General features: G+C 35.6%; 25 protein-coding genes and 1 riboswitch. Of the genes, 2 read left to right on the forward strand and 23 right to left on the reverse strand.

Going from position 1 to position 23,870, the window contains the following annotated elements; translation table 11 throughout:
• Window positions 1-122: 122 nt before the first annotated feature.
• Together ACYQ3D_RS03065 and ACYQ3D_RS03070 are read right to left on the reverse strand one after the other, a co-directional pair.
• Entirely contained in the window at window positions 123-761 is a 639-nt protein-coding gene (locus ACYQ3D_RS03065; protein WP_459836103.1) for a uracil-DNA glycosylase, read from the reverse strand.
• A 21-nt stretch (window positions 762-782) separates the two neighbouring features.
• Complete coding sequence (locus ACYQ3D_RS03070) at window positions 783-1,334, reverse strand: hypothetical protein (protein WP_459836106.1); 552 nt, start codon at window positions 1,332-1,334, stop codon at window positions 783-785.
• Between the two features lie 141 nt (window positions 1,335-1,475).
• On the opposite strand from ACYQ3D_RS03070, the gene ACYQ3D_RS03075 reads away from it, so the two are divergent.
• Together ACYQ3D_RS03075 and ACYQ3D_RS03080 are read left to right on the forward strand one after the other, a co-directional pair.
• A complete protein-coding gene (locus ACYQ3D_RS03075) occupies window positions 1,476-1,712 on the forward strand; it encodes a hypothetical protein (protein ID WP_459836109.1) in 237 nt (78 codons plus the stop codon).
• Between the two features lie 196 nt (window positions 1,713-1,908).
• Window positions 1,909-2,022: an EscU/YscU/HrcU family type III secretion system export apparatus switch protein gene (locus ACYQ3D_RS03080; RefSeq protein WP_459836683.1), complete on the forward strand. Its 114-nt coding sequence runs from the start codon at window positions 1,909-1,911 to the stop codon at window positions 2,020-2,022.
• Between the two features lie 123 nt (window positions 2,023-2,145).
• On the opposite strand, the gene nth is transcribed toward ACYQ3D_RS03080, so the two are convergent.
• The 21 genes from nth to ACYQ3D_RS03185 form a co-directional block, all read right to left on the reverse strand.
• Window positions 2,146-2,772: an endonuclease III gene (nth, locus tag ACYQ3D_RS03085; RefSeq protein ID WP_459836112.1), complete on the reverse strand. Its 627-nt coding sequence runs from the start codon at window positions 2,770-2,772 to the stop codon at window positions 2,146-2,148.
• Between the two features lie 26 nt (window positions 2,773-2,798).
• Window positions 2,799-3,278 carry a 6,7-dimethyl-8-ribityllumazine synthase gene (ribH, locus tag ACYQ3D_RS03090; RefSeq protein WP_459836114.1) on the reverse strand — a complete coding sequence of 160 codons (480 nt, stop codon included), beginning with the start codon at window positions 3,276-3,278 and terminating at the stop codon, window positions 2,799-2,801.
• A gap of 36 nt (window positions 3,279-3,314) precedes the next feature.
• A complete protein-coding gene (locus ACYQ3D_RS03095; RefSeq protein ID WP_459836116.1) occupies window positions 3,315-4,517 on the reverse strand; it encodes a bifunctional 3,4-dihydroxy-2-butanone-4-phosphate synthase/GTP cyclohydrolase II in 1,203 nt (400 codons plus the stop codon).
• 15 nt (window positions 4,518-4,532) lie between these two features.
• Entirely contained in the window at window positions 4,533-5,186 is a 654-nt protein-coding gene (gene ribE / locus ACYQ3D_RS03100) for a riboflavin synthase (protein ID WP_459836118.1), read from the reverse strand.
• A gap of 91 nt (window positions 5,187-5,277) precedes the next feature.
• A complete protein-coding gene (gene ribD / locus ACYQ3D_RS03105; protein WP_459836120.1) occupies window positions 5,278-6,372 on the reverse strand; it encodes a bifunctional diaminohydroxyphosphoribosylaminopyrimidine deaminase/5-amino-6-(5-phosphoribosylamino)uracil reductase RibD in 1,095 nt (364 codons plus the stop codon).
• A gap of 78 nt (window positions 6,373-6,450) precedes the next feature.
• Window positions 6,451-6,565, reverse strand: a riboswitch (FMN riboswitch).
• A gap of 57 nt (window positions 6,566-6,622) precedes the next feature.
• Window positions 6,623-7,279: a ribulose-phosphate 3-epimerase gene (gene rpe, locus ACYQ3D_RS03110; protein ID WP_459836122.1), complete on the reverse strand. Its 657-nt coding sequence runs from the start codon at window positions 7,277-7,279 to the stop codon at window positions 6,623-6,625.
• A gap of 1 nt (window position 7,280) precedes the next feature.
• Window positions 7,281-8,171, reverse strand: coding sequence for a ribosome small subunit-dependent GTPase A (rsgA, locus tag ACYQ3D_RS03115; RefSeq protein ID WP_459836124.1), 891 nt, complete (start codon window positions 8,169-8,171; stop codon window positions 7,281-7,283).
• A gap of 22 nt (window positions 8,172-8,193) precedes the next feature.
• The gene (gene pknB, locus ACYQ3D_RS03120) at window positions 8,194-10,104 is read right to left on the reverse strand and encodes a Stk1 family PASTA domain-containing Ser/Thr kinase (protein WP_459836126.1); all 1,911 of its coding nucleotides are present in this window, start codon (window positions 10,102-10,104) and stop codon (window positions 8,194-8,196) included.
• 93 nt (window positions 10,105-10,197) lie between these two features.
• On the reverse strand, window positions 10,198-10,911 hold the full coding sequence (locus tag ACYQ3D_RS03125) for a Stp1/IreP family PP2C-type Ser/Thr phosphatase (protein ID WP_459836128.1): 714 nt from the start codon (window positions 10,909-10,911) through the stop codon (window positions 10,198-10,200).
• A gap of 36 nt (window positions 10,912-10,947) precedes the next feature.
• Window positions 10,948-11,697, reverse strand: a complete 750-nt coding sequence (locus ACYQ3D_RS03130) for an FHA domain-containing protein (protein WP_459836130.1) — start codon at window positions 11,695-11,697, stop codon at window positions 10,948-10,950.
• Window positions 11,698-11,699: 2 nt separating this feature from the next.
• Window positions 11,700-12,728, reverse strand: coding sequence for a dual-specificity RNA methyltransferase RlmN (rlmN, locus tag ACYQ3D_RS03135; protein ID WP_459836132.1), 1,029 nt, complete (start codon window positions 12,726-12,728; stop codon window positions 11,700-11,702).
• Between the two features lie 124 nt (window positions 12,729-12,852).
• The gene (gene rsmB, locus ACYQ3D_RS03140; protein ID WP_459836135.1) at window positions 12,853-14,190 is read right to left on the reverse strand and encodes a 16S rRNA (cytosine(967)-C(5))-methyltransferase RsmB; all 1,338 of its coding nucleotides are present in this window, start codon (window positions 14,188-14,190) and stop codon (window positions 12,853-12,855) included.
• 2 nt (window positions 14,191-14,192) lie between these two features.
• Entirely contained in the window at window positions 14,193-14,822 is a 630-nt protein-coding gene (locus ACYQ3D_RS03145) for a DUF6391 domain-containing protein (RefSeq protein WP_459836137.1), read from the reverse strand.
• Window positions 14,822-15,517, reverse strand: coding sequence for a zinc metallopeptidase (locus ACYQ3D_RS03150; protein WP_459836139.1), 696 nt, complete (start codon window positions 15,515-15,517; stop codon window positions 14,822-14,824). The genes ACYQ3D_RS03145 and ACYQ3D_RS03150 overlap by 1 nt, the downstream gene beginning before the upstream one ends.
• Window positions 15,518-15,640: 123 nt before the next feature.
• Complete coding sequence (locus ACYQ3D_RS03155) at window positions 15,641-16,387, reverse strand: DUF116 domain-containing protein (RefSeq protein ID WP_459836141.1); 747 nt, start codon at window positions 16,385-16,387, stop codon at window positions 15,641-15,643.
• Between the two features lie 3 nt (window positions 16,388-16,390).
• A complete protein-coding gene (gene fmt, locus ACYQ3D_RS03160; protein WP_459836143.1) occupies window positions 16,391-17,335 on the reverse strand; it encodes a methionyl-tRNA formyltransferase in 945 nt (314 codons plus the stop codon).
• A gap of 118 nt (window positions 17,336-17,453) precedes the next feature.
• Window positions 17,454-17,894, reverse strand: coding sequence for a peptide deformylase (gene def, locus ACYQ3D_RS03165; RefSeq protein ID WP_459836145.1), 441 nt, complete (start codon window positions 17,892-17,894; stop codon window positions 17,454-17,456).
• Window positions 17,895-17,969: 75 nt separating this feature from the next.
• Window positions 17,970-20,201 (reverse strand): primosomal protein N', encoded by a 2,232-nt coding sequence (priA, locus tag ACYQ3D_RS03170; protein ID WP_459836147.1) that lies wholly within the window; start codon window positions 20,199-20,201, stop codon window positions 17,970-17,972.
• 10 nt (window positions 20,202-20,211) lie between these two features.
• On the reverse strand, window positions 20,212-21,252 hold the full coding sequence (locus ACYQ3D_RS03175; RefSeq protein ID WP_459836149.1) for a lysylphosphatidylglycerol synthase transmembrane domain-containing protein: 1,041 nt from the start codon (window positions 21,250-21,252) through the stop codon (window positions 20,212-20,214).
• 208 nt (window positions 21,253-21,460) lie between these two features.
• Complete coding sequence (locus tag ACYQ3D_RS03180) at window positions 21,461-22,666, reverse strand: putative bifunctional diguanylate cyclase/phosphodiesterase (RefSeq protein WP_459836685.1); 1,206 nt, start codon at window positions 22,664-22,666, stop codon at window positions 21,461-21,463.
• On the reverse strand, window positions 22,663-23,712 hold the full coding sequence (locus tag ACYQ3D_RS03185) for a HAMP domain-containing protein (RefSeq protein WP_459836151.1): 1,050 nt from the start codon (window positions 23,710-23,712) through the stop codon (window positions 22,663-22,665). The genes ACYQ3D_RS03180 and ACYQ3D_RS03185 overlap by 4 nt, the downstream gene beginning before the upstream one ends.
• Between the last annotated feature and the right edge of the window lie 158 nt (window positions 23,713-23,870).

Consider the following 23,870-nt stretch of genomic DNA (forward strand, 5'->3'; position numbering starts at 1 on the left):
TCTTTCCTCTCAAGCGCAATTATTAGTTTAACAAACCAATTGTTTACTGTCAAGAATAAAATCATTTTTAAAACTAAACATTAAATAGTTTACTTAAAAAAACAAATATTATTCACTAAAGCTTATACTTTTTTTCCTTCTGACTTTAAACGCAAATATTTATTATAAGCTTTCTTTATCTTTAAAAAGTCCTTCCAAACAGGTTTCTTCTTACTTGTATCATGTAATAAAGCAGCCGGATGAAAGGTAGGTAAAAAGTACTTTCCCTTTTCTTGTACCCAAGTACCTCTCTGTCTAGTGATACTACCATTAGGATCTAATAAACCTCGTAATGCAGTTGAACCTAAAGGAACAATTAATTTGGGATTAACAAATTGTATTTCTTGAGCCAAAATCCACAGACAAGCCTGCATCTCTTCTTGTTGAGGAGTTCTATTCTCTGGAGGACGACACTTAATAATATTACTAATATAGACTTCTTCTCTATCTATTTCAGCTGCCTGTAATATTTTATTTAATAATTGCCCTGCCTGTCCTACAAAAGGAACTCCTTGTCGATCCTCATCTCTACCAGGCCCCTCACCTATAAACATCAAATCAGCTTCTTGGTTCCCAGTACCAAAAACAACTTGAGTACAACCTTCTCTTAAACTGCATCGCTGACAATTAAGTGCTACTTCTTTAACCTCAGTTAGACTTCTTAACTTGTTTTCTGGTTGATTAGCAAATAAATCTAATTGAGACTGACCAGAAAATAACATTTGGATCCTCCTAACATTAAATTATACCGGTAATAAATTACTCAAATTTAAAACATTAATATCAAAATCTTCCTGTTTAATCTCTTCTTGCGTACAGGACTTATCTTGTAAAAAATCTAATTGCTTGTACAACTTACTGAATTCTTCATCATCCTGTAATAATCTCTCTTCATAAAAGCCTCTGCCTATTTTAAGCAAAAAGTTTACGTTTTCTTGATTTAATTGTGATAATTTATCTTGTTTACGATTTAAAGAATTAGTTAATCTTTCCTTCCGATTAATAATTTCTTCTCGTTTATCACTTGCTTCAGGAGATAAATTGGATAACTCCACTTCAGATTCACTAATTCCTTCTTCTAACCCAGAAATCCGACTTTGTAATTGAGAGCAAATTTGCAAATTGTTAACTAATAAAGTTAATTGTCGCTTTAATTTAGAATTTAATTGATTATTATACTGTACAATAATTTGAGCATAATTCTCAATTACTAAACATCCTACAGAAATTAGTAAGTTTTTCATATCCTTATCACTACCCTTAGTCTTCTGATATTCATTAACTACTGCTAACATATATATCAACCCCTAATAAATACAATCCAGAAATTACTTTTATTAATCTATTTTTAACTATTTTATCTATACCACACAAACAAGTTTATCAATTACAACCAAGAATATAAATATATAGCATAGCTATAAGGAGTGACTAATATGGAAATTAACAAAACATCGACACTAAAACAGTATAACTTAGACAACAATAAAATGTCAAACCCAATTTCCAAAAAAATAGATCAGATTACAACTAAGTCCTTAACTATTTCTGACTTATTAGACAATTTATCCTTAGATACAACTAAACATAATAAATTAATAGCTACTGAACTACTTAAAAATAATCTGCCTCTGCATCTCCCATTCTTTGAAGATATAACTGAATTCTTATAAACTAGACAGCCGATTCAACATCTAGTAATCTCCAACTAAAATTAAAGTAGCACTCCTCTTAAAAAACTTGATCTACCGCTGAAACCTAAATTTTTTAATCTGTTTAAAGATTATGATCCTAGCAACCAACAAACTAAACTAACTAGGATTGACTTTACAATTTAAAAGGTGCTAATGAACAAAAAAAGAAGGGGCTATAGCTTTACAATACAATATAGAGCAAGACCAAGCCCCTAAAGTTATAGACAAAAGAAGAGGAAACCTAGTACGAAAAATTATTCAGATTGCTGAAGAAAATGATATATATTGAAGAAGCCAAGATCTAATTGAAATACTACTGAAACTAGAACTAAACGAAGAAATTCCAGAGGAATTATATGAAGTAGTAGCTGAAAGATTAAGTTTTATCTTTGCAGTAGAAGAATTAGCTTAATTATTCATAATAATTACAATACTCAATAATTGGGCATTCTTCACATTGAGGACTTCTTGCTTTACAAGTATTTCGGCCATGAAAGATCAACCAATGGTGGGCTGGTGACCACAAATCTTGGGGAATAACCTCCATTAATTCCTCCTCTACTTCTGTTACCTGGTCACTATTAGCCAGCCCAATCCTCTTAGCCACTCTAAACACATGAGTATCAACTGCAATAGCATCTTTCCCAAAGGCACAACTAGCTACTACATTAGCTGTTTTTCTCCCTACACCTGTTAACTCCATTAACTCCTTTTTTGAGGTCGGAACTTGACTAGCAAAGTCAGTAACTAGTTTACGACAAGTCTGGACAATATATTTACTCTTATTACGATATAAACCAACTCCTCTAATATAAGGTTCTAAATCTTCTGGCTCCAATTGAGCAATCTCCTCAGGAGTTGAAAAAGCTGCAAATAAGTCTGGAGTAACATTATTAACTTGCTTATCAGTTGTTTGAGCAGATAAAATAACTGCTATTAATAACTGGAACGGATTATCATAATTTAATTTAGTTTCTGGTTCAGGATAGGTTTCCTGTAAAATATCTAAGATTTGTTCAACTTCTGCTTTATTTTTCATACTCTTCCTCCTTCAACCTACAAAAACTATTCTAATTCACTCATTAAATTAGCCATTTCCAAAGCACCTACAGCAGCATCCCAACCTTTATTACCTGCTTTAGTACCAGCTCGCTCAATAGCCTGTTCTATAGTATCAGTCGTAATAATTCCAAACATAACAGGTAAGTCTGTCTCAAAACCAGCTTTAGCCACGCCCTTTGAGGCTTCAGCACATACATAATCAAAATGAGGAGTGTCTCCCCGAATTACTGTTCCTAAACAAATCACAGCATCATATTGATCACTAGCAGCCATCTTTTTAGCTACTAACGGAATTTCAAAGGCTCCTGGTACCCAAGTCACCTCAACATCATCTTCTTTAACTCCATGACGATCTAAAGCATCCAAAGCCCCAGTTAATAACTTGCTAGAAATAAATTCATTGAATCTACCTAATACAATTCCAAATTTTAAATCTGCTCCTACTAAATCACCTTCATAAACTTTTCCTACATTATGATTCATTATTAATTCCTCCTCATTTTAAATTAAATTTAATTATTAAAAATTACCTTCTAATATATGACCTAACTTGTCCTTTTTAGTTTCTAAATAATCTTTATTTACTTCATTAGGTTCTATCTGATGGGGAACTCTCTTTACTACTTCTAGTCCATATCCTTCTAAACCTACAATTTTCCGAGGATTGTTAGTCATTAACCGAATACTACTCAATCCTAAATCAGATAAGATTTGCGCTCCAATACCATAATCGCGCATATCATCACCAAAACCTAATTCTTCATTAGCTTCTACAGTATCTCGCCCTTCATCCTGTAGTTGATAAGCTTTTAATTTATTAGCTAAGCCTATCCCTCGTCCTTCCTGGCGCATATAAACCACTACTCCTCTTCCTTCCTCTTCAATCCGCTCTAAAGAACGTCCTAATTGAGCTCTACAATCGCATCTTAAAGAACCTAGAGCATCACCAGTCAAACACTCAGAATGAACTCTAACTAATACATTCTCTTTATCTTTAACTTCTCCTTTAATAATAGCTACATGACATTTATCATCAACTTCGGTCTCATAACCTATAGCTCTAAATTGACCAAACTTACTAGGGAAATCCACTTCAGGTATAGGATAAACCAAATTTTCTTGCTTCATCCGATACTCAATTAAATCTTCTATAGTAATAATTTTAAGATCATGTTCTGCAGCAAACTCCATTAACTCGGGAACTCTAGCCATAGTTCCATCATCAGACATAATCTCACAGATTACACCAGCTGGTTTGAAACCAGCTAATCTAGCCAAATCAACAGCTGCCTCTGTATGCCCAGTTCTTCTTAGGACGCCGCCTTTTTTAGCTGCCAGAGGAAAAATATGTCCTGGTCGATTTAAGTCTGCTGGTTGTGTATCATCAGCAATTAAAGCTTTAATTGTCTCACAACGTTCAAAAGCAGAGATACCAGTAGTAGTCTCTTTATAATCTACTGAAACTGTAAAGGCAGTTTCATGAGGATCAGTATTATCTGTTACCATTTGATTTAATTCTAACTGATTAAGTCTCTTATTTTTCATTGGAGTACAGATTAATCCTCGACCATAACTAGCCATAAAATTAATACTTTCGGGAGTTACTTTTTCTGCTGCTAAGAGCAAATCACCTTCATTCTCTCGATCCTCATCATCTACTACAATAACCATCTCACCATTTTTAATATCAGCAATTGCTTCTTCAATGTTATTAAATTCCATATTATCACTCCTCACTTAAGCTAATAAAAAACCTTTTTCTCTTAATAAACTCTCATCTATATCCTCAGTAGTATCTTCTGTTGTAAACTTCATCATTCGTTCTATATACTTCCCAATCATATCCGCCTCTAAATTAACTTGATCCCCTACATCCTTATTACCTAACACAGTCACCTGAGCAGTATGAGGAATTATAGATACCGCAAAAGTAGGTTCTTCTAGTTGAGCAATAGTTAAACTAATACCATCTATTGCTATTGAGCCCTTAGGAATTACATATTTTAATAATTCAGCCTCAGGCTTAATAGTTACCAGCAATGCATTATCTTCTTTAGTATAACCTACAATTTCCCCTACCCCATCAATATGACCAGAAACTAAATGACCACCTAATCTATCACCAACTTGTAACGCTCGTTCCAAATTAACATTATCTCCTACCTTTAAATCGCCTAAACTAGACTTGCGCATTGTTTCCGGCATTACATCTACACTAAATTGTTGTTCATTAAACTCTGTAACTGTTAAACAGACTCCATTAGTGGCAATACTATCTCCAAGTTGAATATCTTCTAGTATCTTATCAGCAGCAATTACTAATTCAATCGATTTACTGCCTCGCTTAATCCGAGTTACTTCCCCTAATTCCTCTACAATTCCCGTAAACATAGTTACACCCCCAATCTATCAGCTGTCTACCGTCTGCTTAAAGCGCCTAACAACCAATTCACAACCTGATTCTTTATAATTTCTAAATCTTTTAATTATACTCTGGATACCCAACTACTAAAATATCTTCTCCACTTAAACTGACATCTTTATCTGTCAGTTTAATTCCTTCTTTAATCTGCTCTACTCCAGTACCACTGACTACTGACACAGCTTCTCTGCCCCCAATAATCTTAGGAGCAATAAAATAATATAACTTATCAACTAATTCAGCTTCCCAGAAGGAAGTATTAACTTGACTTCCTCCTTCTACTAGTAAACTAGTAATCTCTTGCTCTCCTAATTTATCCAACAACAAATTTAGGTCAACTTCACTAGACCCCACCTCAATAATATCAGCTCCTGCTTGAGTTAATAACTCTTTTTTTTCCCTAGCGGCTTGACTAGTAGTAGCAATTATTGTGTTAGCAGCTGACTCTTGATTGATTACATTAGCATTACAAGGCGTTTCTAATTTACTATCTAAGATAATTCTAATGGGATCCTCTCCTTCTCTATCCGGCAGACGAGTAGTAAGCCTTGGATCATCTGCTAATACAGTCCCAACCCCTACTAAAATAGCATCCACTTGATCTCGTAAATTATGAACTAGTTGCCGAGATTCTGGACCAGTAATCCATTTAGAATCTCCAGTCTTAGTAGCTATCTTACCATCTAAGGTTACAGCATTTTTCAGCAGAACGAAAGGTTGTTGAGTAGTAATATACTTAATAAAAACCTCATTTAATTCTCTAGCCTGTTCTGCCAAAACACCTACCTCCACTGCAATACCAGCCTCTTGTAGTTGCTTAATTCCTTCACCTGCTACTTGAGGGTTGGGATCTTTCATTGCTATCACTACTCGTTTAATTCCACTAGCTATAATTGCTTCTGTGCAAGGAGGAGTCTTACCGTGATGAGTACAAGGTTCAAGAGTAACATACATGGTAGCTCCTTGAGCAGTTGGCCCTGCCTTTTGTAAAGCATTCACTTCAGCATGAGCTCCACCAGCATAATGATGATAGCCTTGGCTTATTATTTCCCCATTTTTAACAATTACAGCCCCTACTAGTGGATTAGGGCTTGTTCTACCAGTTGCTCTCCTGGCCAATTCTATAGCTTGCTGCATATATTCTTCTTTAGTCATATCATCCCTCCTCAAAAATAAAAAAAGGCTCCTAAAGTTAATCCTTCAGGAACCTAAATCAGGTATAATTCATCTTATTTCTCTCTCCTCCCTGCCAGACTATTACTGTCGACTCTGGAATTACACCAGATCAGCTATTCGCTCGCGGGTTGTTACCGCCGGTTAGGAATCCCACCTGTTCCCGAAGAAAGTACTACTTACTAATATTAAATTGTAGACAATTATATTATATAATTTATTCAGCAAGAATTCAAATTTTATTTGCAGCATCTTTAAAATCAGCAATAGCTTGTTCTCTGTTAGTAGCACCAAAAACAGCAGAACCAGCTACTAAAATATTAGCTCCAGCTTCTATAGCATCAATTGCTGTAGTCTCTGGTTTAACACCACCATCGACTTGAATATCAAGTTCTAAATTACGTTGCTCGATTATATCTTTTAACGAGGCAATTTTAGATAATACCTCTGGAATAAAAGACTGTCCTCCAAATCCAGGATTAACAGTCATTAATAATACCATATCCAATTCCGGTAATATAGGTTGAATAGAAGTTAAAGGAGTAGCTGGATTCAATGCTACTGCTGCTTTAGCTCCTTGTTGTTTAATATTTTGGACTGTTCTATGTAAATGCGGACAAGCTTCAGCATGAACAGTTATAATATCTGCTCCAACCTCAGCAAAGTCTGGAATATATCTATCCGGATCCTCTATCATTAGATGAACATCCAAAGTATGATCAGTTTTATCTCTAATCGACTCTATAACTAACGGGCCAATAGTAATATTAGGCACAAAATGACCATCCATCACATCAAGATGTAGATATTCAGCTGCTTTAACTGTAGCAATCTCTGACTCTAATTGACTAAAATCTGCTGCTAAAATAGACGGGGCTATCTTAATCATCTTATCTCCTCCAATCTTGTGCTTCTTCTTTCTTTATTGTAGCCAAAAATTCTAGATAGTGATCATAACGATGTTGAGCAATCTGACCATCTGCTACTGCTTCTTTAACTGCACACTCTGGTTCATGGCTATGAGAACAAGAAGAAAATTTACACTGGTGAAGATACTCCTTCATCTCAGGAAAAAAATACTGTAGCTCCCGAGAACCAATAAAAGATATATCTAACACATTAAAACCTGGAGTGTCTGCTACCCAGCCTCCAAAGTCTAACGGAAGTAATTCAACTCGACGAGTAGTATGTCGTCCTTGTTTAGTCTTGGCACTAACCTGTCCTGTTCGCAATTCGAATCCAGGTTGAAGAGCATTTAGTAAACTGGATTTACCAACTCCTGATGAACCTGCAAAAACGGAAACTCTATTTTGGAGTTGTCTCTGTAAATCTTCTAAACCTATCTTTTCTGCAACACTAGTATACACAAGGTCATAGTCAAGGCTCTGATATGGTTGCATCATTTCTTTAGCTTTTTTTAAATCCCCTAAATCAACTTTATTAACACAAATAGTAATTTTTAATTTTGCTGCTTGAGCTAGAATTAATAATTTATCCAGTAATTTAAAGTTCAACTTAGGATTACAAACAGCAACAACTACTACTATGTGGTCTACATTAGCTATAGGAGGACGAAATAGGGAATTATCACGGGCCAACCGTTGCTCTATAACAGCTGTACCATCAGTTAAAATACTAAATTTAACCTGATCCCCTGCTATCACTTCAATATCATCTTGCTGTAATCTACCTCTGATTTTCGACTGGTAGACTTTATCTTGAGCACTATGATGAACAAAAAAGTAGCCCCCCTGAGCTCGTAGTACTCTCCCTTGTTGCATGATCACTCTCCTTTCTTCTGTACTAGATCTTTTTCTCAATATTTAATCGACCATCAATATATACTTTAATAGTAGCTGAACCTACAGTTACTATTTTCTGTTCTACTTTATCCTCAGGCTGATGGACTTGCTGGTAGACAATCCGACGCCCATTATCATCCTTAACTACAATCTTTACTTCTCTTTCTTTCCCCGGCGAAATATAAGTCTTAACAGTTGAAGTTCGGACAGGAGCATCATAAGGGTTTCTAATCCCTTTACTGATAATCAATTTAACAGTCGATCCTTCTGCTAATTCCTGGTTTGCTGTAGGCTGTTGCGCAATAATTTGTCCCTGCCGATAATTCAAACTTTGCTTTTTAATAATCTGACCTACAATTAAGTTTCGTTCCCGTAATTCATTAGTTCCTTCTTCTTGTCTAAGGCCAACTAAGTTAGGAACAGTTACTTCTTGAGGTTGTTCGCCTTTACTGACTACCAATTTAACTTCAGTTTCAGACTTAACCTCTTTTTCGGGCTCAGGAGTCTGGGAGATAATCTCCTCTTCTGGTACTTCAGCATTATAAACCCTCTTTACTTCTTTTAATACTAACTTTCGCTTATCTAATTCTAATCTAGCTTCTCTAAGTGTTTTCTCTCTTAAATCAGGAACCTCTACTAATTTAGCTCCTTTACTAACATCAACTTCTATAACCCGATTTATTTTGACTACTTCCCCAGACTTAGGACTCTGAGATACCACATGCCCCTCTTGCACTTGATTATTATAACTTTTCTGCCGTACTTCCAACGCTAAATTCTGTTGACTTAAACTCTGTTTAGCAGTCTCTAAATCCTGTTCAATAACTTTAGGCACCTTTACTTCTGGTACAGTCAAATAATCCACTAAAAAATAGTAGCCTGCTCCTAATAAAACAACAATTATTAATCCTACAATACCTAATCCCCATACTAAACTGCGGTTACTATTCTTTGCTTCCTGATTTGATGTCACTATTGTATCATCCTCTAGATCACTTTTCAATTTTTTAGTTGTCTCTTCTGCTTGATTTTGATTAAAATCAGATCTAGATATTACCATTGTTTCCTGATTGGATGTTTCTTTTTCAGCTTGCAAACTAGCAGTCACTTCCTTAAGATCACGTAACATCTCAGCAACTGAATTATATCTTTCTGCTGGTTCTTTAGCAATAGCCTGTAAAATAATCTTCTCTAACTCAAGGGGTAAAGTAGGAATCTTATCCCGCGGCGAAATAGGGTCTTCTTCCATATGCTTTAAAGCTATCGAAACAGAATTTTGACCACTAAAAGGTAACTCACCAGTTACTAGCTCATATAAAACTATTCCTAGCGAATAAATATCAGACTTAGTACTTACCTTTTCTCCAGCTGCTTGTTCAGGAGACAAATAAGGAGCCGATCCTAAAATGGAATTAGTCTGATTTAAAGTAGCATTAGTTACTGCTTGAGCAATCCCAAAGTCAGTTACTTTAACATTATCTCCAGCAGTTAATAAAATATTATGAGGCTTAACATCACAATGAACAATATTATTCCGATGCGCTTTAATCAAAGCTCGGCAAGCTCCCTGGGCAATTTCCAGAGCACGGCTAAGCTGTAATGGCTTCTCTTTGTTTAATACTTCCTTTAAATCCTGGCCAGTAATATACTCCATGACTATATAATGCAGGTTATCCTCCTGGCCTATATCAAAAATATTAACAATATTAGGATGGGATAGACTAGCTATAGCTTTAGCTTCGTGATCAAATCTAGCAACTGCCTTCTCGTTATCAACGAACTGTGGCTGTAAAATTTTAATAGCTACTCTACGATCTAACAATCTATCTTTGCCTAAATAAACTATAGCCATGCCCCCAGCACCAATCTTTTCTATTAATTCATATCTATCATTGAGAACTCTTCCAATCATCCCTGTCACCCCAGAACTCAAGCTACCTGTTATGTGATTAGTATACCAGAGAATCTATCACAACATAACCAGCAACTATAAATTTTTACTAGCTTAATCAGATTGATAAAGTAAAGCAGTTATATTATCATGTCCTCCAGCTTGATTAGCCTGCTTAATTATTTGATCCACCTTATCCTCGATCTTCATCTGTTGTTCTATAATCTTTGTTAATTCAGCTTCGGATAACATTTCAGTGACTCCATCAGAACAAAAGAAAAGCAACTCCTGATTGGTTAGCTCCAAAGTCATACTATCCACTTCAATTTCCTCTCTAATTCCTAAAGCTCTAGTCAATAAATTCCGTTTAGGATGTTTAGCAGCCTCTTGAGCATTAATTACACCTTGCCTTAACAATTTCCCAGCATAAGAATGATCATCAGTAAGCTGTCGTAACTGATCTTGCTGATATAAATAAGCTCTACTATCACCAATATGACCAATAGTTACTTGCTTGTCTTTAACCACAGCTAAAGTTAGAGTGGTACCCATTCCCTGATAAATACTATTTTGCTGGGCTTGCTGTAAAATTTCTGAATTAGCTAGCTTAATACACTCCTCAACTTCCTCTACTAAGTTCAGACCAGTAAACTCATAATTGGTTACTGTTTGCACAGCTAAAGAACTTGCTTTAGCTCCCCCATTATGACCACCCATTCCATCAGCTACAACCAGAATATCCAATCCATTCTGATTAATATCAACTAAACAATCATCTTGGTTCTCTTCCCTGACTTGACCTTGATCTGATCTTACTGCATAATCCATATTTTCACCTCGCTTAAAGGCTGTCTTTAGTCTATATTATTCTTTATAACAAAACTTTAAGACTGCTTCACCTAATCTGATCTGATCCTGATTAGCTAACTGCTTTTCTGTAACAAATTTTCCATTGACCACTACTCCATTTGTACTATTTAAGTCACGAATTAAATAATAATATTTCTTGTTAATAATCTGAGCGTGGACTCGAGAAACACTTGGATCAGAAATCACTATTTCATTACTAGATTGCCGGCCAATATTAGTTTCTATTGACTTAAGCTGAAAAGAAGCTTCTATTTTATCTGTTCCTAATAATTTAAGATAAGCTTGATTTTTACTTACAGGTGTAACTTGAATAGTAGAATTTATCTCTTGGTCTGAATCTCTTCTATCTTTAACCCCCTGAAACATTTTAGTCTCTTGGGTAATAACTCTATTTTCAGTCCCTAACTCAAGTCTAAAATCGCTAGTGATATAAGGAGTAGAAATCTCAGTTGTTACCTCAAATTTCAATTGTAACTCATTCCTTAAATCAAACTGGTGGTCAATTATTCTCTCTTCTATAAGCAGCTTAATTTCCTTCTTTAGCTGCTGATCAACTAATTCCAATTCAGAAGGTCGAAGATATATTTGATAATAATCGGGAACATAAGCTCCCTGCTTTCCTCGCCGGGATTTAGACTTCATTTCAGTTGCAATCTTAGTTACTATCCTATCAAGTAGGGACTCTTGTTCGTTGGCCCCAAAAAAACCTTTTACTTTCCGGGCCAACTTAGCTGCTAACTTCATCATTAGTCCTCCTTAGACTGCAGTTGCCCACAAGCTGCTTCAATATCAGTACCGCGCTCCACTCGCATACTAACGGGTATATTTCTACTAGTCAATTCTGCTTTAAAATTATTAATTCTTTCTCTGTCCGAACCTTTATAACCAGTCTCCGCAACTTGGTTTATAGGAATTAAATTAACGTGGGCCAACATCCCAGCCAACAAATCACTTAATTGCCTAGCATGTTGAAGAGAGTCATTAGTTCCCGCTACTAAAGCATACTCAAAAGTTATTCTCCGACCTGTTTGTTCGATATAATAGCGACAAGCTCTTAATAATTCCTCAAGAGGATACCGGTCATTAATAGGCATCATCTCGCTTCGCAATTCATTATTAGGGGCATGAAGTGAGATAGCTAAAGTAAGTTGTAACTCCTCTTGGGCTAATCTCTTTATTTCAGGGACTAGACCACAAGTCGATAAAGTTATCTTTCGCATTCCAATATTCAATCCTTGATCATGATTAATCAATCGAACTGCCTTAAGAACTTGTTCATAATTAGCTAGTGGTTCCCCCATCCCCATAAAGACTACATTAGTAATCCTAGTTTCTGTAATCTGTTCTATAGTTAAAATCTGATTGATTATCTCTCCTGCTGTTAAGTCTCGAGTTAATCCTTGTAATCCAGTAGCACAGAATTCACAACCCATAGCACAACCAACCTGAGTAGAAACACAAAGAGTATGTCTATTATCTGCTGGTAAGTAAACTGTTTCTATTCGCTTACCATCTTCTAAAGCAAAAAGATACTTTTCAGTCCCATCAGTAGCTTCTTGCTGGGCTATAACCTCTAATCTGCTAATTTTAGCCCTCTGTTGTAACTTACTTCGTAACTCTTGGGCTAAATTACTCATTTCTGAAAAATCAGTTACTTGTTTATCATATAACCAACTAAATAATTGTTGCGCCCTAAAACTTGCTTGGCCTAATTCCTCCACTAATGCTTCTAATTCTGTTAGGTTCTTACCTATGAGATCTATTTTCTTGCTCATCACTATCCTTCCTTTATCAATAATAGTCGTCTGTCATCTGCTGTGTGTCATGTGCTATGTGCCAAATCTTACTTATTTTAATTAACTCATAGCACATAGCCCACGACTAATAACCAATCATTGCTTACTCTTTCACTAACTTAGCCAAAAAGAAGCCTTCCCATAAACTCGAGTCAGGTAGTATCCGTAAATAACCATCCTGATAAGCAGCTTCTAATCCATAAGCAGTCGCTTGTTCTTGTAAATCAACTACTCTAAAGTCTGACTCAGCTTCTAAAAACTGAGTAATTACTTCAGTAGTCTCTTCAGGAGTAAAAGTACAAACAGTATACAATAACTCTCCTCCCGATTTTAGCAAGGAACTGGCATTAGCCAATAATTCTAACTGTAATTCTTGTAACTGTTGTAAATCTTGCGGTTTTTTCTGCCATCTGATTTCGGGCTTATTGGCCATAATTCCTAATCCTGAACAAGGAGCATCAACTAATATCTTATCAGCTTGGTCAGTAAAAGAAATCTCTCGTCCATCAGCAGAGTGAAATTCGACGTTATTAATTCCTAAACGCTCACAATTCTCTTTAATTAAGTTAACTTTATGCTGATGGAGTTCTACTGCCTTAAGCTGACCTTGATTATCCATCAACTGGGCTAGATGAGTCGTCTTTCCCCCAGGAGCACTACATAAATCAATCACTAACTCATCTCCTGTAGGCTCTAAAATATGACCTGCTAAGATAGAACTAAGGCCCTGGACTATAAAGTCTCCCGCTTGAAAAGCAGCCAAATTACTAATAGAGGAATAATCAATTAACTTAATAGCCTCAGCTACTTCTGGAATTAGCTCAGCTGTAACTTCTTCTTCTTCTAAATTAGCTAATAATTCTTCGCGAGATTTTTTTAAAGTATTAGTCCTGATCACTAATGATGGTATCTGATTCAATTGTTGGCAAATAGCAATAGTCTTTTCAATTCCATAATATTTACGCCATCGTTCTAACAACCATTGTGGATAAGAATACTTATAGCGCAAATGCTGGACTGGTTGCTCATCTAAAGCAGGATACTCAAGCTCCTCTAAATTTCTAATGATATTTCTCAAAATACCATTTAAGAATTTAATTGCTCCTGGATTACAATACTCCTTAGCCACCTCTACTGTCTCATTACAGGCTACCGGGGCAGGAATCCGATCCAAATGATTAATCTGATATACACCTAACCGTAAAGCATTTCGCACCCAGGGAGTCATCTTTTCTACCTTCCGATTAGCAAATTGATTAATTACCCAATCTAGACTATTCCGCCATCTAGTTGCCCCATAAACTAACTGAGTAACTAAATTTCGATCTCGTTGGTCTAAATTTGTTTTACCTAATAATTCATTAATTACTAAATTAGAATAAGCTTCTTCTTCGTTAATCCGATAAATTGCCTCTAAAGCTACAGAACGTGCTCTCTCCATAACTAGCCTCCATAAACTCGTAAGTTTTTAGTAGATACGAATATTTTTTGATTAGCAAATCTATTGAATACAGAATTAGCATAATTGTCCTGATTAATCCCTGCAATAACCATTCCTGCTACTTGGGCTGAAGTAGTAAACTTTTTCTGGACCCAGACTCCTAATGAGGGACCTAAAAAATTAGCTAGCAATAAAGCAATCACAACATTAAATAAGCTAAAAGTTTTAGTTATAAATAATAAAGTGAAAAAGATAAGAGCAGATAAAATATTAGCCATGCTTAAACTAGTACCACATCTTTTATGCACAACTAAATCCTGCTCTCCTTGTTGGAGTCGAAATAACCCCTCCTCAGCAGCTTCTTCAATAACTGCTGCATTAAAGACCCCACTAATATAAAAACCATCCTCTTGGGCCCAACCTGATAGATTTTTACAACCATATTTTTCCTCTAAGACATTGATTGTAGCGTGTTCTAAAGCGTGATTACGCCTCAAATCAGGATTAGTAGCTATAGCAATAATTTGTTGTGGAGCGTGTAATAAAGTAATAATCGAATCAATGGTAAATTTATAGGGAATCAGCAAGACTAATAAAAAAATAGGAAACAAAAACAATAACAATAGATACATTAGCTATCATCTGCCATACCAAACATCATTAGTAAGCGCAGCAAATGACCAATAGATACTAAAGTAGCAGCTACATAAGTCAAAGCAGCAGCATTGAGTACTTTTTTAGTACCTTTAGCCTCTTCTCGATCTAAAAAGTTATATCTTTGTAATAGTTTTAAGGCCCTACTACTAGCATTAAACTCAACAGGCAAAGTTATAACCTGAAATAAAACAGCACCAATAAAAAACAAAATTCCTAACCCAATTAACAGCTGAGACCTAAAGAAGATAAACCCAAATACTGCTAACATTGGCCCAAAACGAGACCCAAAATTAGCTACTGGAAATAAAGAATGTCTTAAACTAAGTGGTTTGTAGGCAGTAGCATGCTGGATTGCATGGCCTGTTTCGTGAGCTGCTACCCCAATAGCAGCTAACGAATCACCGCTAAAGACATCTGGTGATAGACGCAATGTCTTAGACCGAGGATCATAGTGATCAGATAATTCACCATCAGTCTGTTCTATTGTTACATCTCTAACTCCTTGTTGCTGTAATAACTCTCTAGCAATCTCAGCTCCTGTCTTACCTATCTTAGTTGGGACAGATAAATATTTATTAAATGTAGCCTTTACCTTATATTGAGCATAAAAAGTAAATAAAATAAAGGGCAGTAACACAATCATTGTCGGATCAAAAAAGAAGGGAACCATAATATCACCCCGTTTTTTAGTAGTTTACAGTTTATAATTTACAATTTACAGTTCAATTCAAATAACTAAAAACTAATTCCAAAACAACCTTTATAACCCTTGTACATTGTCAATTATCAATCACTAAGCCAATATCTCTTCAATAGCTGTTTCAATCTTATCCAATTCAACCTTAGTATTAAAGCAAGGACCATTCGGACGCAGATTAACCACACCTACTACTGGTAAAGGATAAACATCCTTAATCCCACTGCTCAAATCTCGTTCGCAAGCAATAGCAATAATTACTTTAGGTCGCTTTTCTTTAATAATCTTCCGAGCTAGAGTGCCACCAGTAGCAATAGCTAAATTAATCCCATATTCCTCTGTTAAATCAATTAAATCCTGTACCTGACATTGACCACAATGTTGACAATTATCCAAGTCACTAGTTACCCGGTGACTACATTCTGACCACTGAATACAATGTGGAGTCAAGATTAATACTTCATCAGGTGTAACATCAATTTCTTCGGGATCCACTAGCTGATTTCCTACCTTAATAAAGGAGGACATAACCTCCTCCTTCTCAAAACCTATTATTGCTCCTAACTGGATTATAACAGGTAAAAAGTAAGAAATAACTAATTTGGTAGGAACCACTAAAGCTGGTACTGGCTTACCACGTTGACTCGTTAACCAAATCCCTAACACACCTAAAACTAAAACCAATCCTATTCCTGAAATAACGAATCCTAAGGTTAATAATACAGCTTGACTTAATAAATTAAACCCAAAAAAGTTAAGATACCAAATACCACTGACTAAAACTCCTACTACAGTTAGAGTTAATAATAATAAACTAATAAATAATCGACTGGACTGCTCCATAGCTTAATTTCCTAACCTAGTTCCTGGTTCTAAATCATGTCCTAACAGATAATCGCTAGCAGCCATCTGCTGTTTACCAGCAGGCTGGATTTCTGTCAGTAATAATTGGCCTTGACCTGTTTGGACTACAATCCCTAAATCAGTATCTGCTTGTAAAATAGTACCTGGTTTATCCTCTGGCTTAGTCTCTGCCTGATGGACTTGAGAAGACCATAACTTCATTCGTTGGCCTTCAAGATAGGTATAAGTCCCAGGCCAAGGATTAAAACCACGAATTAAATTCCAGATTGTTGTAGCATCTTCACTCCAATCCACTTCCCCTTCTGCTTTATCAATCTTAGGTGCATAAGTAGCTTGCTCATCATCCTGGGGAATTCGAGGGGCAGTTCCAGCTGCGATCTGATCAATAGTTGTTATTAATAAATCAGCTCCTAGCTGAGCTAACTTATCATGTAGACTACCTACTGTATCTTCAGCTGTAATATCCACTTCTTCTTTGAGAATCATATCGCCCGTATCCATACCTTCATCCATATACATAGTAGTAATTCCTGTCTTCTGGTCTCCATTGACAATAGCTCGATGAATTGGAGCAGCTCCACGGTACTTAGGCAATAAAGAAGCATGCACATTAACACACCCCTTAGGAGGCACATCAAGTACTTCACTACCTAAAATCTGACCATAAGCCACAACAACTATCAAATCAGGAGCCCAATCATTTAACTGCTCAACTCCTGTTTCAGAAGTAATCTTTTCCGGCTGAAAAACCTCTATATCAGATTCTAAAGCTGTCTCTTTAACTGGAGTCGGTTGTTTTTTCTGTCCTCTTCCTTTTTTTCTATCTGGTTGGCTAACCACTCCTACTACATTAACAAACTCTGCCTGACATAATGCTTCTAAACAAGGCACAGCAAAATCAGGAGTTCCCATAAATACAATATCCATCTTATCCCTCCCAATAACTAATTTACAATTGACAATCATTAAGTAATTTCAATAATAAATTCTTAACTTGATTTTTAAATTATATATTTTAAATTGTCAATTGTACATTCTCAATTGTTTATACTGTCTTATCTATAAATAATTTACCTTTTAAATGATCAATTTCATGTTGTAAAGCTCTAGCTAATAAACCTTTTCCTTCTATTTCAAACTGCTCACCAGTTCTATCTAACGCCTCTACCTTAACAGAAAAGGCTCGTTCCACTTGACCTGTTTGCTCAGGAATGCTCAAGCAACCTTCCTCGTCAATATATGTTTTCTCAGATTTCTCTACAATTTCCGGATTGATTAATTCAATTAATCCCTTACCTATATCAATCACAATAATGGATTTAGAGATACCTACCTGCGGAGCAGCCAAACCTACTCCATCTGATTCATACATAGTCTCGGCCATATTATCTAACAAATTTCTTGTTTTATTAGTAACTTCAGCAACTGGCTGGGCTGTAGTTCGTAATACAGGGTCACCAACTTCTCTAACATTTAACATTGACATACTAGCTAACACCTCCGTATATAATATAAATCAATCCCCCTACCCTAAATTAATAATTATCAGCTATCAATTAAATTATAGCACTCCTAAGGGGTCTATATCAATACTTACTTGCACACTTTTGCAATTATCAAGCTCTTCTAGCTCAGCTAGTGCTTCTTGATTAAGTTTTCTTAAACTATCTAAGTTGGCCCCCTTTAGTAATAACTGCCATCTATACTCTCCTCTAATCTTAGTTAAAGGAGCTTGGACTGGGCCTAAAAGTTGAACTTCTTCGTTATTTAGTTCAGCTAGCTGACTAGTAATAATCTTTCCTAGCCGTTGGGCTACTTTGATAGTTTTTTCTTCCTCTTGATCACTAACAATTAGATTAATCAAATGGGTAAAGGGCGGATACTCCATTTCCGATCTAAATTCAATCTCTTGCTTATAAAATCCTTGGTAATTATGTTCTTTAGCCTGTTGAATACTATAGTGTTCAGGAGTATAACTTTGAATTATTACTCCCCCTCCTTTAGCTCCCCGACCAGTTCTACCTGCAACCTGGGCCAACAACTGAAAAGTCCGCTCACTAGACCTAAAATCCGGCAAATTAAGCGCTGTATCTGCTGTAATAACTCCTACCAGAGTAACATTAGGATAATCATGTCCTTTAGCTACCATTTGAGTACCTACTAATATATCTATTTCCCCTTGAGCAAAGGAAGATAAAATTTCTCTGTAGGCTCCTTTCTGAGTAGTAGTATCCCGATCCATTCTAGCTACTTCAGCCGAGGAAAATCTTTGCTGTAAAGCTCGTTCTACCTTTTCTGTTCCAACTCCAAATTGTTTAATATAACTACTGCCACAATCCGGACATAGATCAGGCATTGTCTGTGACTGATCACAATAATTACACCGTAATGTCTCATTAGCAGAATAATAAGTTAAAGAAACATCACAGTGATCACACTCTAGTACATAACCACACTCTCGACACTGAACAAAAGTAGAAAAACCACGCCGATTGAGAAAGATAATCACTTGTTCTTCTTGAGCCAATCTATCTTCTATCCCCTGAGCTAACTTACGACTTACCATCTGTCTATTCCCGGCCTTTAATTCTTCCCGCATATCAACTACTTCTACCTCGGGCAAGGGCCGATCATCAATCCTAGTCGGTAACTCCAACAACTTATAATTTCCTTCTTGAGCTTGATAATAGGACTCCAAAGAAGGAGTAGCTGTTCCTAAAATAGTCACCGCTTCATTTAACTGAGCTCTTTTCTCAGCTACTTTGCGGGCGTGATATTTCGGGTGGTCTTCTTGTTTATAAGTTGTTTCATGCTCTTCATCAATGACAATTATACCCAGATTGCTAAAGGGAGCAAAGATAGCTGACCGAGCTCCAATAGCTATTTTAGCTCTACCTTGTTTAATTCTCCGCCACTCATCAAACCGCTCTCCTGTAGATAATTGACTATGTAGGACAGCTACCTGATTACCAAAGCGTGCTTTAAAGCGAGCAATAGTCTGCGGAGTTAATGATATCTCGGGAATTAATACAATTGCTTCTTGGCCTTGATCCAACACCTTAGCAATAGCTTGAAGATAAACTTCAGTCTTACCGCTACCAGTAACCCCATGTAGTAAATAAGTAGCGGCTGTAGAATCATTAATAGCCTCATTAATGGTAGCTAAAGCTTCCTTCTGAGCCGGACTAGGAGTTAGAGGAGTCGTAGGATCAAATTCTATATCTTGATAAGGGTTACGTTCTACTTCAAGAGTATTATACTCCACTAGGTCTTTATCAGCCAATCTACGGACAGTCCCCGAGCCAGTATCTACCTGGCTAGCTAATCTAGTAGCAATCAATTGACTAGTAGGATGGTCTATCAAATAAGATAAAATAGCTGCCTGTTTTGGAGCTTTCCCCTTTAAATCCTGCACAATATCTTTAGTTTCAACCACTGATTGGGCCAACTCCACCACCCGTTTGGTTTTAATTTTTTGATTACCGCTAGGTATAATTGCTTTTAAAGCAGAAATCAAATAACACTGGTAGTAATCAGCCATCCATTCTGCTAACTCTAATAATTCCTGGTCAAACAAAGGCAGAGAACTAGTCACCTTGCCTATTTCTTTGGTAGTAAAATCAACTTCAGCTACCTCTCCAACTATATAGCCAGTGATCTTGCGCGGTCCAAAAGGAACAACTACTTGCCTCCCAATCTCTAGCTCACTCTGTAATCTATCTGGCACATGATAAGTAAAGGTGCGATCAACTTGTTCCACTGGTAAATCTATTACTACAGCTACATACTCCATTATATCCTCCTTAACTATGCGAACCTACAGCTGATTTAGCCAAAATACGTAATAAAATAAGCCCGCCTAAAATCAAAACTAAATAAAAAGTTATAAACCTCCAGACTAAAGATAACAACCCTACTAACCCAGCTGGTACAAAACTAGAAAATAAAGAAGCAAATCCTAACTCAGCCACTCCACTACCACCAGGAGTAGGAATATAAGGTAAAATCAAAAAAAAGATTGTCTGCATCACAAAGGAGCGTAAAAAGAAAGGCTCAGCTCCTAATCCTAATAAAATAACTGGAGCAATAACAAAAAATAATACCCAGTAACAAATAGTAGAGACTCCAGCCCAGACCAAACTACTTTTTCTATACTTAGTTAACTGCCATAAACTATCATGAAATTCTTCTACTTCGTGGTATAATCTATTGACTAACTTCTTTATTCTTTCATATTTTAACAATGGTTTAAAAAAAGGTAAAGCTTTTAGTTTAGCCACTATAGTTTTTATCTTTTTCGGTTGCCAGATAAAATAGACCATTACTACTGAAATCAGCAAAGCAGCTCCAATAGCTAGATTAAATACTTGGGCCGGAATTAAGCCCGGATTAATCAGATCCCTAAATACTATAAATAATACTGGAGCAACTAGCCCAAAAAACATCAACCGCAATACAAACTGGATTACAATAACAGTCGTTGACTTTCCTAGAGAGAAACCATCTTTATGTAATAAAAAAACTTGAGCTGGCCCCCCTCCAGAAGCAAAAGGAGTTACATTAGAGACAAAAGCTCCAACTAAAAAAATCTTAACTGCCTTACTTAAAGATAATTCTTCCCCTACAGCATCAGAGATTAATTTAATTCTTAACCCGCCTAACCCCCACATCAGACAACTAATAATTAGGGCTAAAAACAAATAAAAAGTATTAACACTTAATAATTTACTGATAGTTTCTTCATTTATAGTAAATAAAACTAATCCTCCTAGCGCTAAAACACTAACTAGTAAGGACAACTCTAATCCTTTCTTTATTGTTTCCTTATTTAACTTGCCTTCCATGATTATGCCTCCTAGTCCCTAAACTGCTAAATTGAATTTGCTTATCAATATTATTCTTCAAGTTAATAATTAATATTCCTGTTTTAAATCAATAATAACTTATCACTCCAATAAAAAACCCCTGCTATTAACAGGGAATTTTTCAGTTGATCATACTTATTTCTCTATCAACTACTATAACATACTTCTGTAAGCTATACAACTTAGGTTAATCATCCATCAATAACTGTAATAAGTCATTACCATTGACAGGAGAAGTAAAAAAGTAACCTTGTAAGACATCACAATCTTCTCGTTGTAAAAACTGTAATTGGCCTGCTGTTTCTACTCCTTCAGCAGTAACAGTTAAATCAAGATTATGCCCCATCATAATAATTGTTTCTGCAATAGCACTACCTTTATTATCTGTTGTTAACTCCATAATAAAGGACCGATCAATCTTTAAAGTGGTAAGCGCAAATTCTTTTAGATAACTTAACGAAGAATAGCCAGTCCCAAAGTCATCAATCGCTATTCTGACTCCTAACTCTCTTAATTTATTTAACACTTCAATTGTATATTCTATATCCTCCATTGTAGCCCGTTCTGTAATCTCTAGCTCCAGATATTGACTAGCTAAACCTGCCTCTTCTAACACATGCTCCACCTTAGAAACAAAATCTTTGCTATTAAATTGTTGGGGAGCAATATTAACAGATATATATAACTCATCATAACCTAACTGATGCCACTTTTTAAGCTGTTGGCAAGCACGCTTTAAAACCCAGTTTCCGATATCGACAATTATACCACTTTTTTCTGCTACTGGAATGAATTTATCAGGAGAAATCAATCCTTTAATAGGGTGTTGCCATCTAATTAAGGCTTCTACACCGACAATTTCTTCTCTTTGAGCACTATATAGAGGCTGATAATGAAGAAAAAATTGGTCTTTTTTTAAGGCTCCTTTTAATTGGACTTCTAACTTCATTCGAGTTGATAGCTTATCTTTCATATCACCAGAATAAATCTGGACTCCATTACCATTTCTATTCTTAACTAGATGCATCGCCAGACTAGCATTCTTAATCAGCAGTTCACTATCAGTACCAGCTTCCGGATAAATAGCAATCCCTAAACTAGCAGTAATATAAATTACTTCTCCATCTATAGCATAGGGTTGACTAACTTTTTGTAAAATTTGTTGGCCTAATTCAATAATTTCATGTTCATCTTTAGTCTCTAAATCTTTAAAATAAAGAAAAAATTCATCACTGAATCGGGCTAATACCACTTGTTGATTTAATTTTTTCTGTAATCGCTGCGCTAAACACTGTAATACTTTATCTCCCATCTGATGACCAAAATTATCATTGATGGTCTTAAAATCATCAATTCCTAGCGCAAATAAAACTAAATTATTATTAACATTTATTTTTTTAAATCCAAACTTAAACTATCTTGAAAATGGCTTAAATTTAACAGATCTGTTAACAAATCTTTGTGAGTTAATTGATTAATCTTGTCCATCATATAGTTAAAACTATCTGCCATAGCACCAAATTCATCAGCAGAATCTATATCCGCTCTAACTGTTAAATCTCCTTTAGCAGCTTGAGCAAATTTTTCTTGTAATCTACTGATAGGATCAGCAATCTGTTTAGCTCCTACACTACTTAATAAAATAACTACTATAATAGCTACTACTCCTATTAACCATAGTCTCTTGTTGACTACAATCAAAGGTTGGTTCAGATAATCACCAGGTATCTCTAACATAAGTTTCCAATCTCTAATACCAGGGATTGTCTGATAAAAGATATAACTAGTACTATTCTCTGTTGAATATGTAATAACCCCTGCCGATTGATCTTTAACAGCTGTAGCTAATTTAGAATCTATTTTATTAGATGGTTGATAAATATTCTCGGACAGAATTAAACTTTTGTCTGGATGAGCTATGATCTGACCCTGACTATCAATAATATAAGAATAGGAATCAAAATAATCCATTTTAAACTGACTAACATAATCTGCAAATTCATCGAGTTTTGTTATTGCTCCTAAAACTCCTATTATCTCCTGTTGTTTATTTTGCAGAGGAGTAGTGATTATCATAATTGGTTCTTCAGTCAACGGGGATAAAGTAGGTTGCGATAAATAAGTTTGTCCTTGCTTAGCTTGAATAAAATATTTTTTATCTTGCATAGTCCCTACTCTACCTAGTCTAGTTGTGCTATAATCTCCTTGTTGATCAGCAATAAAGAAGGAATCATATTCTTGGGCTCTAGTAGCTAATTCCTGTTGTAAATAATCTCTTCTTTGCAACCAATCTTCAGTCTGGATAACAGGCGTATGAGCATAAACTTTTAATTCTTGCTTTTGCTCCTGTAACCGATTCTTTATTCGACGAGCCGCAAAAGTAGCCCTTTGTTGGCCTTGGTCAATCATTAATCCTTCTAAAGTATCAGTTGCTAACAAAGAAGACAAACTAAGTAAACTAATAGTTACTACAATACTAATTGCTATAACTAAAATTATAATTTTATATTTAATATAATTTAGAATTTTCTCAACTCCTCCTTAGCTATATCTACAATATAATAGCTAACTTATTTAATAATATACTCTTTCCCCGT

It is taken from the genome of Halanaerobaculum tunisiense (assembly GCF_054657635.1).

What these genes read in the sequence shown, in the direction of transcription:
- ACYQ3D_RS03070 (WP_459836106.1), bottom strand. Translation starts at nt 1,334, where the DNA reads ATGTTAGCAGTAGTTAATGAATATCAGAAGACTAAGGGTAGTGATAAG.
- priA (WP_459836147.1), bottom strand. Translation starts at nt 20,201, where the DNA reads ATGGAGTATGTAGCTGTAGTAATAGATTTACCAGTGGAACAAGTTGAT.
- ACYQ3D_RS03175 (WP_459836149.1), bottom strand. Translation starts at nt 21,252, where the DNA reads ATGGAAGGCAAGTTAAATAAGGAAACAATAAAGAAAGGATTAGAGTTG.
- nth (WP_459836112.1), bottom strand. Translation starts at nt 2,772, where the DNA reads ATGAAAAATAAAGCAGAAGTTGAACAAATCTTAGATATTTTACAGGAA.
- ACYQ3D_RS03095 (WP_459836116.1), bottom strand. Translation starts at nt 4,517, where the DNA reads ATGGAATTTAATAACATTGAAGAAGCAATTGCTGATATTAAAAATGGT.
- rpe (WP_459836122.1), bottom strand. Translation starts at nt 7,279, where the DNA reads ATGATTAAGATAGCCCCGTCTATTTTAGCAGCAGATTTTAGTCAATTA.
- ACYQ3D_RS03130 (WP_459836130.1), bottom strand. Translation starts at nt 11,697, where the DNA reads ATGAAGTTAGCAGCTAAGTTGGCCCGGAAAGTAAAAGGTTTTTTTGGG.
- rsgA (WP_459836124.1), bottom strand. Translation starts at nt 8,171, where the DNA reads ATGCAACAAGGGAGAGTACTACGAGCTCAGGGGGGCTACTTTTTTGTT.
- ACYQ3D_RS03075 (WP_459836109.1), top strand. Translation starts at nt 1,476, where the DNA reads ATGGAAATTAACAAAACATCGACACTAAAACAGTATAACTTAGACAAC.
- rlmN (WP_459836132.1), bottom strand. Translation starts at nt 12,728, where the DNA reads ATGAGCAAGAAAATAGATCTCATAGGTAAGAACCTAACAGAATTAGAA.
- ACYQ3D_RS03065 (WP_459836103.1), bottom strand. Translation starts at nt 761, where the DNA reads ATGTTATTTTCTGGTCAGTCTCAATTAGATTTATTTGCTAATCAACCA.
- ribE (WP_459836118.1), bottom strand. Translation starts at nt 5,186, where the DNA reads ATGTTTACGGGAATTGTAGAGGAATTAGGGGAAGTAACTCGGATTAAG.
- ACYQ3D_RS03150 (WP_459836139.1), bottom strand. Translation starts at nt 15,517, where the DNA reads ATGGTTCCCTTCTTTTTTGATCCGACAATGATTGTGTTACTGCCCTTT.
- def (WP_459836145.1), bottom strand. Translation starts at nt 17,894, where the DNA reads ATGTCAATGTTAAATGTTAGAGAAGTTGGTGACCCTGTATTACGAACT.
- ACYQ3D_RS03125 (WP_459836128.1), bottom strand. Translation starts at nt 10,911, where the DNA reads ATGGATTATGCAGTAAGATCAGATCAAGGTCAAGTCAGGGAAGAGAAC.
- fmt (WP_459836143.1), bottom strand. Translation starts at nt 17,335, where the DNA reads ATGGATATTGTATTTATGGGAACTCCTGATTTTGCTGTGCCTTGTTTA.
- ACYQ3D_RS03145 (WP_459836137.1), bottom strand. Translation starts at nt 14,822, where the DNA reads ATGTATCTATTGTTATTGTTTTTGTTTCCTATTTTTTTATTAGTCTTG.
- ACYQ3D_RS03155 (WP_459836141.1), bottom strand. Translation starts at nt 16,387, where the DNA reads ATGGAGCAGTCCAGTCGATTATTTATTAGTTTATTATTATTAACTCTA.
- ribH (WP_459836114.1), bottom strand. Translation starts at nt 3,278, where the DNA reads ATGAATCATAATGTAGGAAAAGTTTATGAAGGTGATTTAGTAGGAGCA.
- pknB (WP_459836126.1), bottom strand. Translation starts at nt 10,104, where the DNA reads ATGATTGGAAGAGTTCTCAATGATAGATATGAATTAATAGAAAAGATT.
- ribD (WP_459836120.1), bottom strand. Translation starts at nt 6,372, where the DNA reads ATGACTAAAGAAGAATATATGCAGCAAGCTATAGAATTGGCCAGGAGA.
- rsmB (WP_459836135.1), bottom strand. Translation starts at nt 14,190, where the DNA reads ATGGAGAGAGCACGTTCTGTAGCTTTAGAGGCAATTTATCGGATTAAC.